Here is a 16648-nt window from a genome sequence, read left to right as displayed (position 1 = left end):
GGATACCCTTCCGACGCCGTCGGCGGCGACAAGTTCCTTTTATCTCGCCGCCGCGCCGTTTTTCGGAATTCAGGAAGTTTAGAACTGCCAGCGCAGCCAGGCGAAGAACACGTTGCCGTTGTTATAGGTGCCGGGAATGTAGGTCGCCTGGAACGTCAGCCGCTGATAGCCGATAGAGGCCAGCGGCAGCGGCGCCGGGATAGGGATGTAATTCCAGTTGTCGCGCGCGGTGACGCTGGCGGTGAAGCCCAGCCCCAGGCGAAAATCCTTGTCATCCAGCGGGCGCCAGATCTTCTCGTAGGCATAACCGCCGATCGGCTCCCATTTGTTGAAGGAGTCCTTGAACGCCATGATATAGATGCCGTGCCAGTCACCGTCGCTGTCGTAGCGGGAGATGCCGTAACCGGCGCCCCACGGGCGTTCGTTGTACTTATCGATATGCTCATCATCATAAGTCCAACGGTTGTGCCAGGTGATGGCCGGGATATAGAGATCGTGGTTAGGCGAGTTGTTCCAGGTCTCCGCCACGTTATCGGTAAAACGCTGCCATAAACCCGGTTTTTCAGCCTGTGCGGCATTGCCACTTTCTGCACCAACCTCAGCGTACGAAGGCAGTGCAGGAAATATCAACGCCAGAGAACACGCCAAAAGAGTCCGTTTTAGAAACATCGTAAAGCTCCTGTAAAAATACGGCCGCAGATTTTTACCGATAGCCCGGGCAAGATCAAGCCGTATCTAATTTATCCAACGCCCGTTGTGCTTTGGTTAAGTTTAGCACCGGAAAATTCCCAATAATTCATGACAGACCGTACCGATATCCGCATGCTATCGCCTTTCGGGCGGCAAAACCGTGGGAAAAGTCCGCTTTGTCGCACGCGACTCGCGAGCAAGGTGCTTGACCAACACATCGACATCGAGACGGTTCACAAACGCCAGGGAATAAGAGGAATAGAGGCCGAACAGGCGGTTTTGGTGCCCGACCACCACCAGATCGATGCCGGCCTGGTGAATAAAATCGCTCACGTCCTTAAAGCGCCTTATGGTGACAATCTCCTTGACCGCGACCGGCACATCGACGGCGCTCACCAACCGGCTCAGCATCGCCTTGGCGGCGATCACTTCCTGCGCCTGGCGATCCTTGATTAACGCATCGCTGCCGTACTCCAGCTCCGCATAGTCGGCGTTAAGATGGCCGACAGTGAGGGCGATTGGCTGCCCGCGCACCATCGCCGCCGCTTGACTCAGCAACGGCAGCCCATCACGCTCGTTATGAATCAGTACCAAAATATGCCGATAGCCTTTCATCACACTTCCCCCTCCCAGGCCAGCACTACTGGGATATGATCCCCTCTGGTAGGTATACGCCATCCGCGCACACGTAGAGAAAAGTTTACGTATCACTTCCCACAGAATGTGATGACCGCCACGTTATATTAACGCCCGTGACGGCCCATTTTTACACCGGCCCGACGCGGCGCGCATTGCGGCATCTGTAAAGCAAAACTGACAACCATGACCGAATAAAAAAACCTTATTGTTAATTTTTTGTTTTTTATTGGTTACGGGATGGTTTCGTGAAATAAGCGTGCGGCGGATCACCAAAATGCCCCTTTACGCCAGGCTCTGCTTTTCTTTCTCAGGCAAAAAGCGTTACGCCACCCGATGGGACTTAACGCGGCGTCAAAAGTACCGGATGTCTCGCCCTGCATCACGATAAATGCCAATGCGCCGCCGCTTCTCTGCCGATATACCGTCAATGAAAAATACCGTCTCTTCCCAATATCCAATAACCCTACTTTTTATGTATTACTCAATCGCGTAAAGCGCCGAATACAAACCGCCTATTCACCGGCCGCCCTCCTTATCTTGAACAAGCCGAGACTTTAAATAACTGTTAATGCTAACGACACAACATCGCCAGCAATTTATTTTTGCTGATTTTCGCCTGACAAAATAAAGATAAATAATCCGGAGCAATCAATGAAAATAACTATCGGGTCATTCATTCTGCAACAGCTTCATGCCCTGAGCGTCGATCGTATTTACGGCGTGCCCGGCGACTATAACCTCAGCCTGCTGGAGCTGTTGGAAAGCGACGAACGGCTGACATTTGTCGGCAACTGCAATGAATTGAACGCCTCCTACGCCGCTGACGGCTACGCACGGATGAAAGGCGCCGGCGCGCTGATCGTCACCTACGGCGTCGGCGATCTGGCCGCGTTGTCCGGCATCGCCGGCGCCTATGCCGAATCTTCACCTGTGGTCTGCATCGCCGGCACGCCGCCGCTGCACGCGATGAAGAATCATCAGCTATTGCACCATACCCTGGGCGACGGCAATTTCGACAACGTCATGAACTGCTTTAAACAATTCACCGTCGCTCAGGCTCTGATCACGCCGGAAAATGCCGCTCAGGAAATTCCACGCGTTATTTCTCGCGCCTGGATAGAGAAGAAACCGGTATATTTACAGCTGCCGTCTGATATTTGCGATGTCGAAATTGAAGTTGCCGCAGCCGCAGCACCGCCGCAGTTGCCGGCAAGCGATAAATACAATGTGCAATTAGCGGCGATGGCGCTGTTAACCAAAATAAAACGCGCGCAGCGCCCGATCATATTGGTCGACCAAATGGTGGATCGTTATCGGTTGCAGCAGCAGGTTATCGCCGTCGCTCACCGCTTTGCCATTCCGCTGACCAATATGCCAACCGCCAAATGCATTATTCCGGAAGATACCGCCGGTTGGATGGGCGGCTACAGCGGCAACCTATCGCGCCCCGAACTCTATGAACGCATGGCCCACTCGGACTGCGTGCTGAGTTTCGGCGTGCGTCTGGTGGACTCCACCACCGGCTATTTCTCGCAGCAAATTCCCGCCGCCGCTCAGGTGGATATTCAGCCGTTCTCGATGACGCTGGACAAGACTTCCTACCCGGCGGTGTCGACGGCGGATCTGCTGCAGGCGCTGTTGGACCTGAGCGAAGACGCGCCGGCGCAGCGTTTATCACCGCTGGCCGATCCGCGTGACAAGCTGGCGACGCCGAGCGACGCGCCTCTCGACCAGGCCTATCTGTGGCAGCGGATCCAACGCTTCATTCAGGCGGATGATGTGGTGGTGGTGGAAAACGGCACCTCGGGCGCGGCCATCGGCGGCATGCGCATGCCGGGCGGCGTCAAGGTGGTCAACCAACCGATTTGGGGCTCGATCGGTTATACCCTGCCGGCGCTGCTCGGCACCCTGATGGCGGCTCCTGAGCGCCGTCACCTGCTGTTCATCGGCGACGGCTCCTTCCAGCTTACCGCGCAGGAAGTGTCCACCCTGCTGCGCTGTGAACAAAAACCGATCATCTTCCTGATCAACAATGACGGTTACACCATCGAACGCTATATCCTCGGCGAAAACTCGTCCTACAACGACATCAGCCCGTGGGACTACACCAAACTGCCGGCGGTATTGAATACCCAGGCGCAGCCGTTCAGCGTGGCGGTGGAAACCACACAACAGTTGGAAATGGCCCTGGAACACGCCTCGCGGCAGGATCGGCTGGCGTTTATCGAGGTGAAAGTGCCGATGATGGACACGCCGCCAGTGATGAAAGAGTTCTGTAACCGCTGCAACAGCTTTAACTTCGGCCTGACCAACCCGCGCCGCAGCGCCTGAGGCGCGATGATCGCGCCGCCGGTGGTTCAGGCCGCCGGCGGCGTTTTTCATGCCGTTACCCGCCGGCGCGCGCCATGCAACGCTGGCGGCGTTCATCCACCCGCTTGGCGAACCAGGCGGTGGTCAGCTTGCGGGTGATTTTCGGGCTTTCCAGCTGAATGCCCGGCAGCATCTCACGCGGCAGCTTGCCGCCCGCCAACGCAAAGACCTTCTTATACAGGTCGGTATCGGCAAAGTCAGCCGTATCGCCTTTCTCAAGCGCCCGGCGAATGGCGCTGTCGCTCATGTTCAGGCGCTTGCCGAACGTGCGCACCGCCAGCTCGGTCGAGCCGGGCTTGTCGCTGCTGAAGTCGATCAGATCGCCGTCCAGCGCCAGCGGAATGGCGCTCGCCCGGCTGACCGCGTTTTGGAACGCCGCGTTGCGGCTGGCGTACCAGCCGGCGTTAAAGTCGGCAAAGCGGTAAATCGGCCGGCTGTAATCGGCCGGGTACCCCAGCAAATGCATAATGCCGAAGTACATACCGCCGCGCCGGCTGAAAACTTCGCGGCGAATCGAGCCGTCGACCGGATAAGGATACCCTTTGGCGTGCGCCTCGGCGAAGGCGATGCTCACCTGCATCGGGCCGCCGGTATGTACCGGGTTCAAATGGCCGAACAGTTTCTGTCCCATCGGCACGCGGTCGATCATGTCATCGAAGATATCGCTCAGATCCTTCTCCGTGCGCACCTTATCCAGACGCTCGCTGTAGCTCTGGCCGTTCGACGACGAGATCTTCAACGCGGTATGCACCAAAAAGTTCGGGATGTGCATCTGATCGGCGCGGCGGTCGATCTCTTTCCAGGCGATCTTCGGCAGCCCCGGCACCTGCGGGTTAGCCTGGAACGTCGACTCTTGTTCGGTCACCGCCAGCACCGAACACAGGTTCTCATCGCTCGGTTCGATGCCCTGCGCGGCAAAGGCGGCGGTAATATCGGTGGCCCAGCCCTGACGATCGCCGGCGTTGGCCGGGATCAGCGTCATCAGTCGGGCTTTGACGTCGGCGGGACGCGCCGCCGGCGCCGTGGTGGTGGTCTTGCTGGTACAGCCCGCCAGCGCCAGCAGCGCGGCCAGGCTCAGCCAACGGAAGGGCATCGGGTGGAATAAACGAGGTATCGGCATCTTTTCCCTGAACGTGATGACATGAACAGCACTGAAATTAGCCCAGCCGCCGCGCACAATCCAGTATAAAGATACCGCCGCGCCTTTCCGTCAGGCCGCTATGTTCAAACGATCGATAAAGATGTATTTTATATGCATCATATAAATCACTTTGCTCACCCAGCCAGAGGAGCCCCCTATGGAGCAGCAGCTGCTTTGCTATAAAACCCTGCCGGAATGGAACAGCGATACGCTGCCGGAAGCCTTCCGCCAGCGCCACAACACCCAGAGCGGCACCTGGGCGAAGCTCACCGTGCTGAGCGGCAACCTGACGTTCGCCATGATGACCGAAGACGGCGCCACCACCGAAACCTGGCAGTTCAGCCCCGAAAGCCAGCCGCCGTTTATCGCGCCGCAGCAGTGGCATCGCATCGTTTCCTTCTCGGACGACATGACCTGCCGGCTGGCGTTTTACTGCACGCCGGAAGATTACTACCACAAGAAATACGAACTGACGCGCACCCACTCCGAAGTGATCGAGGCGGCGGCGCGCATCGCGCCGGGCAAGGCGCTGGATCTGGGCTGCGGCGGCGGCCGCAATTCGCTCTATCTCAATCTGAAAGGTTTCGACGTCACCGCCTGGGACAAGCACGCGCCGTCGATAGCTCGCCTCAACCAGATCGTCGACGCCGAGCAGCTGACCCGCCTGCGCGCCGGGGTGCAGGATCTCAATACTCACCGCTTCAGCGGCGAATATGACTTCATCCTGTCCACCGTGGTGTTGATGTTCCTCGAGCGGCAGCAAATCCCGCATATCGTGCAAAACATGCAGGACAGCACCGTGCGCGGCGGCCATAACCTGATCGTGGCGGCGATGGATACCGAAGATTATCCCTGCCCGCTGCCGTTCCCGTTCACCTTCAGCCCGGGTGAGCTGAAGCATTATTATCGCGACTGGGAAATCCTCAAATACAACGAAGACGTCGGCCAACTGCACAAGACCGACGCCAACGGCAACCGCATCTCGCTGCGCTTCGCCACCCTGCTGGCGCGCAAGCTATAGCGCGTCGTGAAAGATCACCCCCAGCGTATGGCGTTGGCCGGTGCGTATCCGGCTGACGCCGTGGCGCAGATTGACCCGATAGTAACCTTTCATTCCCGCCACCGGCCGGTGATGCACGGCGAACACCACCGCGTCGCCCTGCTGCAGTGGCACCACCTCCGGCCGGCTCTGCATCTGCGGCCGCTGTTCGGTCAGCACGAATTCGCCGCCGGTGAAATCCCGTTCGGGGACGGAGAGCAAAAACGCCACCTGCAGCGGAAACACCCGCTCGCCGTACAGATCCTGATGCAGGCAGTTGTAATCCCCTGTTTCGTAGCGCAACAGCAGCGGCGTCGGCCGCCGTTGGCCGGCCCGGTGGCATTCGGCCAGGTAGGCTTCGTGTTCGGCGGGATAGCGCGCCGCCAGGCCCAACAAGGCGTTCCAGCGGTTGGCCACCGGCGCCAGCCGTGCATACATCAGGCTGCGCGCCTCGGCCACCGGCGGCGGCAGCGGATAGGCGAAATAGCGGTACTCGCCGCGGCCAAAACCGTGCTTCGCCATTACGATGCGGCTGCGGAAGTGCGCATCCTGCGGGTAGAGCGCTGTCAGCTCGCGGCACAGCTCTTGGCTGAGCACGCCGGGCAGCCGCGCGCAGCCCTGCGCATCGAGTTCGCGCTCAATCGCCGCCCAGTCCAATTCGGCCAGCCGGGCCGCCAGCGCGCCGCTCATCGCTGCGCCTCTTTTTCCAGCAAGGCTTTCTTGCGCTCGACGCCCCAGCGATAGCCGGACAAGGCGCCGTCGTTGCGCACCACCCGGTGGCAGGGGATCGCCACCGCCAGCATGTTGGCGGCGCAGGCGCCGGCCACCGCGCGCACCGCTTTGGGCGCCCCAATACGCCGGGCGATATCGGCATAGCTGACGGTTTCGCCGACCGGTATCGCCTGCAGCGCCCGCCAGACTCGCTGTTGAAACGCGGTGCCGCGAATATCCAGCGGCAGCGCCAGCCCGTTCTCCGGCGCTTCAATCAGGCCCACCACCTGCGCCATCAGCGCTTCATACTGCGCATCGCCGCCGATCAGCTCGGCGTTGGGGAATTTGTCCTGCAGATCCTGCACCAGCTGCTGCGCATCGTCCCCCAGCAGAATGGCGCAGATGCCCACCTCGCTCTGCGCCGCCAGGATCTCGCCCAGCGAACAGCGCCCGACGGCGAAATGGATGCGCATGCCTTTGCCGCCCGCCCGATAGGCCTTCGGCGTCATGCCCAGCGCGGCGTTGGCCTGCTGGTAGAAGCGGCCATTGGCGCCATAGCCGGCGTCGAAGATCGCGTCGGTCACCGTTTCCCGCTGTGTAAGACCGGCGCGCAAGCGCTGGCTGCGCTGCGCATCGGCGTAGCCTTTCGGCGTCAGGCCGGTGATCGCTTTGAACAGCCGGTGGAAATGGTATTGGCTCAACCCGACGTGGCGCGCCAGCGTCTGCAGCGACGGCGCTTTTTCCGCCCGTTCGATATAGCGGCAGGCCGCGGCTATCTGCCGCGCATGCTGTTCCGTCAGCGGTGTCAGCCCTTGCCGGCAGCGTTTGCAGGGCCGATAACCCGCCGCCTCCGCCTGCTCCGCATCGTCGAACAGCTCCACGTTTTGCCGATTCGGCTGGCGTGACGGGCAGGAAGGCGAGCAATACACGCCGGTGGTTTTCACCGCGTAGATAAAGCGGCCGTCGGCGTGCTTGTCGCGGCTGACGATCGCCAGCCAGCGCGGATCGGCGCTGTCGATTACGTTTTTCATCATCCGTTCCTCACTGCGGTTTCGATGTTAACCAGCATAGTGACGAGCCGTTGGCGAAACACGCCGACTCTTGCTTTTTAATTCGATGCCGACGTTTTCAACAATGTTTCGACAATTTTTAACCAACAACATGAAGTTTATTACGTTGCCAACCTGGTTGCACGGCGTTAGGATCGCGGCCGGCCACGGGCGTGGCCAGTGTTTCTGCCTGTTAGTTGCGCGCATGGAGAGGTTATTGTGTTAGAGAGTTTTGGCGTCCTGAATTTATGGACCTATTTGGCCGGGGTGGTCTTCATCATCATTCTGCCGGGGCCGAATACGCTGTACGTGCTGAAAACCGGCGTATCGCGCGGCGTGCGCGCCGGCTATACCGCGGCGCTGGGCGTGTTTATCGGCGATGCGATCCTGATCTTCTGCGCCTATATCGGCGTGGCTTCGCTGATCCGCACCACGCCGTTCCTGTTTACCCTGGTACGTTTTCTCGGCGCGATTTACCTGCTGTTCCTCGGCGCAAAAATCCTCTACGCCACCTTCGTGCAGAAGGCGCAGGCGCAACAGCAGCAAATTGAAGGCGGCCACAGCATTCTGCGCAAGTCGCTGACGCTGAGCCTGACCAACCCGAAAGCTATTCTGTTTTACGTGTCGTTCTTCGTCCAGTTCATCGACTTTAACTACGCGCACACCGGGCTGTCGTTCACCATTCTGGCGCTGATCCTCGAAGCCGTCAGCTTTATCTACATGAGCACGCTGATCTTCTCCGGCGCGATGCTGGCGCATTTCTTCAATCACAAGAAAGGCCTGGCGAAGCTCGGCAACGGCCTGATCGGCCTGCTGTTCCTCGGTTTCGCCACCCGTCTGGCGACCCTGAGCTCGTGATCCCTCCCGGCCGGCGCCCGCCGGCCGCAGTTTACTGTTCCGTCACGGCAAAATGACACGCAGGACAAACCGAATGTCAGGCAGAGCAAAGCCGCCGCTTTACCGCTGATCTAGACTCTCAGGGTTAACGATAACCTGATGAGCCTGATCGGAGGATGTATGTCTGACAATACCGTAGCCGTGCTGGATAGCGTGTCGCGTTTTCTCGATCGTCAGCATGGGCTGTATATCGACGGCCAGTGGCGCGCGTCCGCCGCGGAAGGCCGCCTGGCGGTGTATAACCCCGCCAATGGGCAGCAGATCGCCACCACCGCCGACGCCAACGAACACGACGTCGCGCTGGCGGTGCAGTCCGCCCACAAAGCCTTCAGCGAAGGCGTCTGGGCGCAGCGTCTGCCGGTAGAGCGCGAACGCATCCTGCTGCGCTTCGCCGATCTGGTGGAGCAGCACGCCGAAGAGCTGGCGCAGCTCGAAACCCTGGAGCAGGGCAAATCCATCAACATCGCCCGCGCTTTCGAAGTCGGCAGCACCCTGAACTGGATGCGTTACACCGCCGGGCTGGCGACCAAAATCACCGGCCAGACGCTGGACGTCTCCATTCCGATGCCGCCGGGCGCCAAATATCAGGTTTATACCCGCAAAGAGCCAATCGGCGTGGTCGCTGGCATCGTGCCCTGGAACTTCCCGCTGATGATCGGCATGTGGAAAGTGATGCCGGCGCTGGCGGCGGGCTGCTCCATCGTCATCAAGCCGTCGGAAACCACCCCGCTCACCCTGCTGCGCATCGCCGAACTGGCGAGCGAAGCCGGCGTGCCGCCGGGCGCGTTCAACGTGGTCACCGGCCGCGGCACCGTGTGCGGCAAGGCGCTGACCGAACATCCGCTGATCGCCAAAGTCAGCTTTACCGGCTCCACCCCGGTGGGCAAAAGCATCGCGCGCGCGGCGGCGGATCGCCTGACCCGCGTGACGCTGGAGCTGGGCGGCAAAAACCCGGCCATCGTGCTGAAAGATGCCGATCCGCAGCAGGTGATCGAAGGCCTGATGCTCGGCAGTTTCCTCAACCAAGGGCAGGTGTGCGCCGCCAGCTCGCGAATTTATATTGAAGCGCCGATTTATGATCGGCTGGTAGCCGGATTCGAACAGGCGGTGAAATCGCTGTCGATCGGGCCGGGGATGGATACCGGCGCGCAAATCAACCCGCTGGTGTCGCTCGCGCACCGCAACAAGGTGGCGGCCTACCTGGACGACGCCCGGGCGAAAAACGCCGAGCTTATCGGCGGCGCGGCCGGGCCGGACGCCAACGGCTTCTACATTCCGCCGACGCTGGTGATCAACCCGGACGATCGGCTGAACCTGACGCGCGAGGAAGTGTTCGGCCCGGTGGTCAACCTGATCCGTGTGGCGAGCGCCGAAGAGGCGCTGAGCAAGGCCAATGACACCGACTTCGGGCTGACCGCCAGCCTGTGGACCACCAGCCTGCAGCAGGCGATGGCGCTGACGCCGCGCATTCAGGCCGGCACCGTGTGGGTCAACACCCATACGCTGATCGACCCGAACATGCCGTTCGGCGGGTTCAAACAGTCGGGCAGCGGCCGCGATTTCGGCCCGGATTGGCTGGATGCCTACACCGAGTCGAAATCGGTCTGCATCCGCTATTGAGTGCAGCGGCGCGGGCCTGGCCCGCGTCCTGATTTACTGATACTGCCGACGGTATTCGCTCGGCGACATGCCGAAACGCTGCTTGAAAGCGGTCGAGAAATGGCTGTGATCGGCGAAGCCCCAGTCGAGGCCGACCCCGGCCAGCTTTTCCTGCCCGGCGGCGCTGCGCAGCGCCTGCGCGCACAGATCCAGCCTGCGGTTCCTGATGTACTGCGCCACCACCAGCCCCTGACGGGCGAACAGCCGATACAGGCTGCGTAACGACACCCCCAACTCGGCCGCCACCCACTCAGGGCGCAGCTGCGCCGACTGAATATGCCTGTCGATCAACGCCAGCGCCTTGTCGAAGACCGATTGTTGTCCCTCCGGGCGCGCCTGTTCGAGCGCCAACGCCGGGCGCAGCAGCGCCGCCAGCGCATTCAGCACCGCCTCGCTTTCCGCCGCGGCGAGCTGAGGATCCTGCATGCTGCTCAGCACCAGCTGGCGGCTAAGGCGCACCGCGCTGAGCTCGGCCCCCAGACGCTGGGCGCAGGGCGGCGGCAGCGGCAGGCAGCCGCGCGGCAACAACAGGGAGATTTGGCGCGAATCGCGCTGGAAGGTGAAGCTGCTGGGCCGTGAGGCATCGATCAGCGTCATGTCGCCGGGAGAGAGCAGCGTTTGGCGATCGCCCTGCTCCATCAACGCGCTGCCGCGCAGCTGGATGACGGTGAAAAAGTGCGCGCCGTCGCTGCGGGCGATCTCACGCGGCGTGCGGTACAGCCGGGCCTGAGACACGTCGACCACGCTCAGGCGCAGGGCATGGGCGCGAAACTCCTGCATCGCCCCGCTGAAGCCGGGCCCCAACGTTTTCGCGCAGAATCGGCCGCAGGCGGTGTTGATTTTCCCCAGCCACTCTTCGAAGCCGACGTCCCGGAGCGTTGCCAATGCCGTCATGATCTCTCCCTTCAAACAGCAGCGGTGCTGCGCCGTTGAACAGAAAAACACCATAACAATCCGTTAACACACAATCAATGGCGAGCGGGGGATTTGGCGCCGCGATCACAGATCATCGAGCGCCGGGAAGCATCGCCTTAAGGCTGCGTATCCAACAGATAACGCACCACCGCCGCGTACTCTTTGGCGTAGCCTTCAACGCTGGTGCTGGCCATGCCGGCATTGTCTATCTTGTATTTGCCTGCCACGTAGAACGACGGGGTGCCGCGCACCTCGAACGCTTTCACCGCTTCGTTCTGCTTGGCGATCAATCCTTTGACCAGCAGGCTGTGGCGCGCGTTTTCATAGGTGGCGGCATCGATGCCGGCCGCCGTAAACACCCGCTGAATATCGTCGGCGCCGTTGACGGCGCGCTGTTTCTGCACCGCGTCGAACATCGCGCCTTCAATCTTGTCTTCCACGCCCAGCACCGTCGCCACCGCCCAGGCTTCGGTCAGCGCATTGCCCAGTTTGCCCATCAGGCTGACGTGATATTTGGTGACTTTCTCACCGGCGGGCAGCGCCTGCGCCACGGTGCCGCCTACGCGGTAGGTTTCGGCGAACTGATAGCAAGGGCCGCAGTAGAAGGAGAAGAACTCCACCACCGCCGGCGCGGCGGCCACCGGCTTATCCAGCCGGGTATATTGCTCGCCCGCACGGTAATCCGCGGCCTGAACCGCGGGCAGCGCCAACATCAATACGACGGCGGCGGCGAACGAACGCTTAACTTTTGCCAACATAAACACTCCTGGTTTCATCTATGAACATCGTCCTTAGCGGCGGTTTTTATAATCAAATAACCGCCAGAAGACCAGTTTTTATTACCTTCTATTTGTGAGGGATTAAGTCAGCGTCCTTCGTAGCCGTCCCAATAGGCACCCACCGCTTCCTGCGAGAGCACCTGGCGGCGCTTAGGATTGTCGGCGCTGCTGTAGGCGCGATTGATGAAAATGGTTTTGTGTTCCATGTTCTGCTGGAACTCCGCGCTGGCCAGGTAATCGGCCTTTTTCTGCGCCTCGCTGCGCGCCACGCCCGCCGCGCGATCCTTTTTCCCCTGCTGGTAGAACTGTTCGAACATCGGCACGGCGTTTTTAATGCTGCCGTTCACATCGGTGCGGAATTGCGGATCGAAGTCGTCGCGGGTTTGATAAACGTAGTGTTTGGCATGCTGCTCGGCGCTGCTGAGGTGATGAGTGCAGGCGCTGAGCGCCAACAGCGGCAACAACAGCGCCGCGCTTTTCAGTCTTTTCATGTCGTCTGTCCCTGTCAGTGAGGAAGCTTCCTTTAGCGCCACGAGCATAGCGCCGGCCCCCGGTGAACGTCAAACGACAAATCGCGCATCACTTTGTTTTATATTGATATTATATACATTGATTGGTATTCATTGCCTGAAACACTATGCTTTAACAGACAGGGTAAACACTCACCGACAGCGAGGCGGCCAATGAAACCGATCGACAAAAACGTGGGGGAGTACGACCTCACGGCGGAAAAAAAAGCGGGCATGATCACCGGCACCATCCGCGGTGAACTGCCGGACAGCGACGCGAATCTGCCGCTGGTGCCCTTCTCCGGCACTTTCGCCGGCCCCAGCGTAGCCGAAGCCATCGCCGATATTCAGCAGCAGTTCCCCGACATCGAACCGGCGATTATCGACGATTTGCGCGAGGAACTGCTGAAGGCCGGGTTCTAAGCCGGATCGCAGTGCCGCACGAACGGGCTGTACACCGGCGCGCCGGGCTTCAGCGCCAGATCGGCGTCAAAATCTTCATTGCGGTTGAACGGCACCGCCGGCCAGGCGGAAAACGCGTTCAAACCGTCCCGGTACGCCTGTGTCACCTGCGCCAACGCGGCGTTTTGCGCCTGCAGAGCTTCACCCGCCAACCCGCCGCGCACGCCATAGACCAGGAACGGCTCCAGCACGCTAAAGCCGATATAGTGCAGCGCATGCATGATTGGCCACAGCATCAGCCGCATGTCGCCGTCGCGCCCATTCGGCGCGCAGGCCTGTGCGGAAGCGCCGGCGGTGACGGTCAGCAGCGCCCGTTTGCCGCGCATTACGCCGTTCTCATGGCGGTGGCGGCTGTCGTAGATCCCGCCGTAAACGAACACCCGATCCATCCAGCCCTTGATGATAGCCGGCGCGCCGAACCACCAGAAAGGGAACTGCAGCACCAGCGTATCCGCCCAGCGCAGCAGCTCGATATGCCGCCGGATCTCCGCCGGCAGCGCCTGGATCGTCCAGTGATGGCGCTGTTCCTGCATCGCATCGAACCTGTCCGCCTGCTTTCTGCTGGGGTAGTGGCCGGCGCCCTCGCGCGGATCAAACCCCTCCTGATACAGATCGACCGTTTTCACCTGATGCCCCTGCGCCAGCCAGGCCTGCCGCGCCTGTTCGGCCAAATGGGCATTGAAAGAATGCGGCTCGGGGTGAGCCAGCACAATCAGCACGTTCATCCTGTGTCTCCCGTTGTAAGGTGGTGCTGTTATGCTGTGGTTTTATCGCCCCCTTGGCAATTACGCACCTGAAGGTAACCCCCAATGGCTTATCCCGGCGACGTCTATTCGAGCAAGTGTTCCGCGCGCGATGCGCTGGCGCTGATTTCCGGCAAGTGGGTAATGCTGATCCTGCCTGCGCTGGCGCAGCGCCCGATGCGCAACGGCGAGCTGCTGCGCCGCATCGACGGCATTTCGCAGAAGGTGCTGACGCAAACGCTGCGCCAGCTGGAACGCAACGGGCTGCTCGAACGGCTGGATTTAAGTGAAAAGAATCAGGCGCATGTGGAATACCGGCTCAGCGCCGTCGCCCGCTCGCTGGTCGAGACGCTGACGGCGCTGGACCGATGGGCGGAATACCATTTCCCCGAGCTGGACGCCGCCCGCGAGCGCTATGATGCCGACCGCGGGCGCGAAGCCGATTAAAGCGGTTTGGCCCGCAGCGTCTCGCCGCTGCGCACGAAGTTGCCGGCCCCCAGATGATGAATGGTGTGCAGATCCGCATTGGCGGCGGTGAAGTTCCAGCGCCCTTGCTGGAACACCCGCTCGTCCGCCGCCGCGCTCAACACCTCGCCGAAGCAGGTGTCGTATTTTTCCTGCGCGCCGCTTTCCGGCAATAAGCGGCACTCCAGCCACGCCACGCAACCCTGTTCGATCAGCGGCACCTGCAGCGTAGCGCTCGGCGCAGCGGCGATGTGAAAGCGAGCGAACTTGTCGTCATCCAGCCCGGACACGCTGCCGACCGCGTAGGTGGCGTCGATGAACATGGCCGCCGGCACGCAAATGCCGAATGCGCCGCTCTCCTCGATCATTTGCCGGCTGTGCGCCCCTTTGTCCACCACAATGGCGATGCGCGGCGGGCTGAACTCCACCGGCATCGACCAGGCGGCGGCCATCACGTTGCGTTTGGCGCCGTCGCGGCTGCGGCTGGTGATCAATACCGTCGGGCCGTGGTTCAGCAGGCGGCTGGCGTGTTCGAGGGCGACAGGACGAAAGTGGCTCATCGGGAAATCCTTGCGAGTGACTGTTTGCCCAGCAGTGTAGATCTGCGCCGTAAAGGCAAGCAACGCGGGGCGCACAGAATGCACCGATGAGACGCTTGTTCCCGATCTCGCCATCCGTTATCTATAGTTAGATCAATTCGCCGGTAACGGCCCACTCCACCTGAGGATCTTGCCTTGACGTTTTTAAAACACCCTATCGCCGGATTGGTGCTGGCCGGCTGCGGCCTGTTGTCGGCGGGCGGCGCGCTGGCCGCTTCCGATGCGCTGGTGTACTGCACCGTCGCCTCGCCGGAATCGTTCAACCCGCAGCTCTCCAGCTCCGGGCCGACCTTTATCGCCACCTCGCAGGTGCTGTACAACCGCTTGGTGACGCTGCGCGAAAGCGATAAAACCCCCGCCCCGTCGCTGGCCACCGAGTGGAGCGTCAGCCCGGACGGCAAGACCTACATCTTTACCCTGCGCCAGGGCGTGAAATTCAACAGCAACAAATACTTCACCCCAACACGCGACTTCAACGCCGAAGACGTGGTGTTCACCGTGATGCGGCAGAAGGATCCCGCTAACCCGTATCACAAGGTCTCCGGCGGCAACTATGAATACTTCACCGACATGGGCCTGGATAAGCTGATCACCAAGGTGGAAGCGGTGGACGAGCATCACGTGCGCTTCACGCTGAGCCAGCCCAACGCCGCCTTCGTCGCCGACTGGGCGATGGATTTCGCCTCGATCCTGTCCGCCGAATACGCCGACGCGATGCTGAAAAAGGGCACGCCGGAATACGTCGACAACTGGCCGATCGGCACCGGGCCGTTTGCGCTGCAGCAGTACAAGCAGGATTCGCTGATCCGCTACACCGCCAACCCTCACTACTGGCAGGGCGAAGTGGCCAGCAAGCACCTGATCTTCTCGATTACGCCGGATCCGCAAACCCGGCTGGCCAAGCTGAAAACCAACGAATGCCAGATCATCCCCGCGCCGCTGCCGGAACAGTTCGCCGCCATCAAGGCCGACGGCAACCTGCAGCTGCACGACATTACCGGGCTGAACGTCGGCTATCTGGCGTTCAACACCCAGAAAAAACCGTTCGACAACCTGCTGGTGCGCCAGGCGCTGAGCTACGCGGTAGACAAGAAAGCGATCGTCGCCGCGGTGTTCAAAGACAGCGGCACGCCGGCCAATTCGCTGCTGCCGCCGGGCATGCTGGGCTACAACGACACACTGCCGGAGTACGCCTACGATCCGCAGAAGGCGCGCGAGCTGCTGAAGCAGGCCGGGCTGGAACAGGGCTTTGAAACCGACATTTGGTCGATGCCGGTACAGCGCCCTTACAACCCGAACTCGAAACGCATCGCCGAGATGATCCAGAGCGACTGGGCGAAGGTGGGCGTGAAGGCCAAGATCGTCACCTGGGAGTGGGGCCAGTATCTGGCCGGGCTGCGCAAAGGCGAGCAACAGAGCGCGCTGTACGGCTGGGTATCGGACAATGGCGATCCGGACAACTTCGCCACCCTGCTCGGCTGCGCCGGCGTGCAGAGCGGCGCCAATGTGGCGCGCTGGTGCGATAAGGATTACGACCGGCTGATCCAGCAGGCGATCCAGGAGAACCAGCCACAGGCGCGCGCCAAACTGTATCAACAGGCGCAGGTGATCTTCGCCAAACAGGCGCCGTGGCTGCCGCTGGCCACCGGCAAAGTGTTCTACGCCACCCGCAGCAACCTGAGCGGCTACGTGGTGGACGTGAACGGCAGCGATTTCGCCAAGGCCAAATTGAACTGATCTCAGGCGCCGCAGCGAGGGCTGCGGCGTAATCCGCTTCATCGCTTAATAAGCTGCCAGCCTCTGAACCTATCGTTTATTAGCTTCATAACTTGCGACGCTCACCTATCGCCAGGCGCATATCCCACTAAGCCAATAGCTTAATAAGTGAGTTGAACCTGGCGTTTTGCCTAAATTGCGCGCACGCGCTTTCCTCCGATGTAACATTTCGTTACCATCGGCGCACAGACCCTTTAACATCAAA

17 protein-coding genes are annotated in these 16648 nt (G+C 60.8%); 7 read left to right on the top strand and 10 right to left on the bottom strand.

The window, feature by feature from the left end; all coding sequences use genetic code 11:
• Positions 1–78: 78 nt before the first annotated feature.
• Both pagP and ACJ8PL_RS00475 read right to left on the bottom strand, forming a co-directional pair.
• Complete coding sequence (gene pagP, locus ACJ8PL_RS00480) at positions 79–669, bottom strand: lipid IV(A) palmitoyltransferase PagP (RefSeq protein WP_028128205.1); 591 nt, start codon at positions 667–669, stop codon at positions 79–81.
• A gap of 156 nt (positions 670–825) precedes the next feature.
• A complete protein-coding gene (locus ACJ8PL_RS00475; protein WP_016928927.1) occupies positions 826–1305 on the bottom strand; it encodes a universal stress protein in 480 nt (159 codons plus the stop codon).
• Between the two features lie 675 nt (positions 1306–1980).
• On the opposite strand from ACJ8PL_RS00475, the gene ACJ8PL_RS00470 reads away from it, so the two are divergent.
• Positions 1981–3660, top strand: coding sequence for an alpha-keto acid decarboxylase family protein (locus tag ACJ8PL_RS00470; protein ID WP_079450855.1), 1680 nt, complete (start codon positions 1981–1983; stop codon positions 3658–3660).
• A gap of 55 nt (positions 3661–3715) precedes the next feature.
• Here the strand turns inward: ACJ8PL_RS00470 and ACJ8PL_RS00465 are convergent, their stop codons facing one another.
• A complete protein-coding gene (locus tag ACJ8PL_RS00465) occupies positions 3716–4819 on the bottom strand; it encodes a DUF1615 domain-containing protein (protein ID WP_079450854.1) in 1104 nt (367 codons plus the stop codon).
• A 178-nt stretch (positions 4820–4997) separates the two neighbouring features.
• Here ACJ8PL_RS00465 and tehB point away from each other — a divergent pair, with 178 nt between their 5' ends.
• Complete coding sequence (tehB, locus tag ACJ8PL_RS00460; RefSeq protein WP_016928930.1) at positions 4998–5861, top strand: SAM-dependent methyltransferase TehB; 864 nt, start codon at positions 4998–5000, stop codon at positions 5859–5861.
• Here the strand turns inward: tehB and ACJ8PL_RS00455 are convergent.
• On the bottom strand, positions 5856–6569 hold the full coding sequence (locus ACJ8PL_RS00455) for a 2OG-Fe(II) oxygenase (RefSeq protein ID WP_442530734.1): 714 nt from the start codon (positions 6567–6569) through the stop codon (positions 5856–5858). The genes tehB and ACJ8PL_RS00455 overlap by 6 nt on opposite strands.
• Complete coding sequence (ada, locus tag ACJ8PL_RS00450) at positions 6566–7621, bottom strand: bifunctional DNA-binding transcriptional regulator/O6-methylguanine-DNA methyltransferase Ada (protein ID WP_110146715.1); 1056 nt, start codon at positions 7619–7621, stop codon at positions 6566–6568. Before ada ends, ACJ8PL_RS00455 begins: the two co-directional genes overlap by 4 nt.
• 237 nt (positions 7622–7858) lie before the next feature.
• Between ada and leuE the strand changes: the two genes are divergently transcribed.
• A complete protein-coding gene (gene leuE / locus ACJ8PL_RS00445; RefSeq protein WP_016928933.1) occupies positions 7859–8497 on the top strand; it encodes a leucine efflux protein LeuE in 639 nt (212 codons plus the stop codon).
• Positions 8498–8656: 159 nt separating this feature from the next.
• Positions 8657–10156, top strand: a complete 1500-nt coding sequence (locus tag ACJ8PL_RS00440; RefSeq protein ID WP_442530733.1) for an aldehyde dehydrogenase family protein — start codon at positions 8657–8659, stop codon at positions 10154–10156.
• A gap of 33 nt (positions 10157–10189) precedes the next feature.
• Here ACJ8PL_RS00440 and feaR read toward each other — a convergent pair whose 3' ends face one another.
• From feaR to ACJ8PL_RS00425, 3 genes are all read right to left on the bottom strand, one after another.
• Positions 10190–11089, bottom strand: a complete 900-nt coding sequence (feaR, locus tag ACJ8PL_RS00435) for a transcriptional regulator FeaR (RefSeq protein ID WP_049299733.1) — start codon at positions 11087–11089, stop codon at positions 10190–10192.
• Between the two features lie 137 nt (positions 11090–11226).
• Complete coding sequence (locus tag ACJ8PL_RS00430; RefSeq protein WP_048795772.1) at positions 11227–11868, bottom strand: DsbA family protein; 642 nt, start codon at positions 11866–11868, stop codon at positions 11227–11229.
• Positions 11869–11975: 107 nt separating this feature from the next.
• A complete protein-coding gene (locus tag ACJ8PL_RS00425) occupies positions 11976–12380 on the bottom strand; it encodes an Exc2 family lipoprotein (RefSeq protein ID WP_016928937.1) in 405 nt (134 codons plus the stop codon).
• 192 nt (positions 12381–12572) lie between these two features.
• Here ACJ8PL_RS00425 and ACJ8PL_RS00420 point away from each other — a divergent pair, with 192 nt between their 5' ends.
• Positions 12573–12821 (top strand): hypothetical protein, encoded by a 249-nt coding sequence (locus tag ACJ8PL_RS00420; protein ID WP_016928938.1) that lies wholly within the window; start codon positions 12573–12575, stop codon positions 12819–12821.
• Here the strand turns inward: ACJ8PL_RS00420 and ACJ8PL_RS00415 are convergent.
• On the bottom strand, positions 12818–13585 hold the full coding sequence (locus tag ACJ8PL_RS00415) for an NAD(P)H-dependent oxidoreductase (RefSeq protein ID WP_110146714.1): 768 nt from the start codon (positions 13583–13585) through the stop codon (positions 12818–12820). The two genes, ACJ8PL_RS00420 and ACJ8PL_RS00415, sit on opposite strands and share 4 nt — an antisense overlap.
• Before the next feature lie 84 nt (positions 13586–13669).
• Between ACJ8PL_RS00415 and ACJ8PL_RS00410 the strand changes: the two genes are divergently transcribed.
• Positions 13670–14050, top strand: coding sequence for a winged helix-turn-helix transcriptional regulator (locus ACJ8PL_RS00410; RefSeq protein WP_016928940.1), 381 nt, complete (start codon positions 13670–13672; stop codon positions 14048–14050).
• Here ACJ8PL_RS00410 and ACJ8PL_RS00405 read toward each other — a convergent pair.
• Positions 14047–14628 carry a flavin reductase family protein gene (locus ACJ8PL_RS00405; RefSeq protein WP_033641194.1) on the bottom strand — a complete coding sequence of 194 codons (582 nt, stop codon included), beginning with the start codon at positions 14626–14628 and terminating at the stop codon, positions 14047–14049. The two genes, ACJ8PL_RS00410 and ACJ8PL_RS00405, sit on opposite strands and share 4 nt — an antisense overlap.
• Positions 14629–14802: 174 nt before the next feature.
• Between ACJ8PL_RS00405 and ACJ8PL_RS00400 the strand changes: the two genes are divergently transcribed.
• Positions 14803–16404 (top strand): ABC transporter substrate-binding protein, encoded by a 1602-nt coding sequence (locus tag ACJ8PL_RS00400; RefSeq protein WP_097102707.1) that lies wholly within the window; start codon positions 14803–14805, stop codon positions 16402–16404.
• Positions 16405–16648 lie beyond the last annotated feature (244 nt).

Source organism: Serratia sp. CY83965 (genome assembly GCF_052166375.1).
Lineage (GTDB): Bacteria > Pseudomonadota > Gammaproteobacteria > Enterobacterales > Enterobacteriaceae > Serratia > Serratia marcescens.
The sequence above is the reverse complement of the archived record's forward strand: the minus strand, read 5'-3'. Positions and strand labels throughout refer to the sequence as shown.

Coding starts and splice junctions, on each gene's coding strand:
- ada (WP_110146715.1), bottom strand. CDS start 7,621: ATGAAAAACGTAATCGACAGCGCCGATCCGCGCTGGCTGGCGATCGTC.
- ACJ8PL_RS00440 (WP_442530733.1), top strand. CDS start 8,657: ATGTCTGACAATACCGTAGCCGTGCTGGATAGCGTGTCGCGTTTTCTC.
- ACJ8PL_RS00455 (WP_442530734.1), bottom strand. CDS start 6,569: ATGAGCGGCGCGCTGGCGGCCCGGCTGGCCGAATTGGACTGGGCGGCG.
- tehB (WP_016928930.1), top strand. CDS start 4,998: ATGGAGCAGCAGCTGCTTTGCTATAAAACCCTGCCGGAATGGAACAGC.
- ACJ8PL_RS00420 (WP_016928938.1), top strand. CDS start 12,573: ATGAAACCGATCGACAAAAACGTGGGGGAGTACGACCTCACGGCGGAA.
- pagP (WP_028128205.1), bottom strand. CDS start 669: ATGTTTCTAAAACGGACTCTTTTGGCGTGTTCTCTGGCGTTGATATTT.
- ACJ8PL_RS00410 (WP_016928940.1), top strand. CDS start 13,670: ATGGCTTATCCCGGCGACGTCTATTCGAGCAAGTGTTCCGCGCGCGAT.
- feaR (WP_049299733.1), bottom strand. CDS start 11,089: ATGACGGCATTGGCAACGCTCCGGGACGTCGGCTTCGAAGAGTGGCTG.
- ACJ8PL_RS00430 (WP_048795772.1), bottom strand. CDS start 11,868: ATGTTGGCAAAAGTTAAGCGTTCGTTCGCCGCCGCCGTCGTATTGATG.
- ACJ8PL_RS00405 (WP_033641194.1), bottom strand. CDS start 14,628: ATGAGCCACTTTCGTCCTGTCGCCCTCGAACACGCCAGCCGCCTGCTG.
- ACJ8PL_RS00470 (WP_079450855.1), top strand. CDS start 1,981: ATGAAAATAACTATCGGGTCATTCATTCTGCAACAGCTTCATGCCCTG.
- ACJ8PL_RS00475 (WP_016928927.1), bottom strand. CDS start 1,305: ATGAAAGGCTATCGGCATATTTTGGTACTGATTCATAACGAGCGTGAT.
- ACJ8PL_RS00465 (WP_079450854.1), bottom strand. CDS start 4,819: ATGCCGATACCTCGTTTATTCCACCCGATGCCCTTCCGTTGGCTGAGC.
- ACJ8PL_RS00425 (WP_016928937.1), bottom strand. CDS start 12,380: ATGAAAAGACTGAAAAGCGCGGCGCTGTTGTTGCCGCTGTTGGCGCTC.
- ACJ8PL_RS00415 (WP_110146714.1), bottom strand. CDS start 13,585: ATGAACGTGCTGATTGTGCTGGCTCACCCCGAGCCGCATTCTTTCAAT.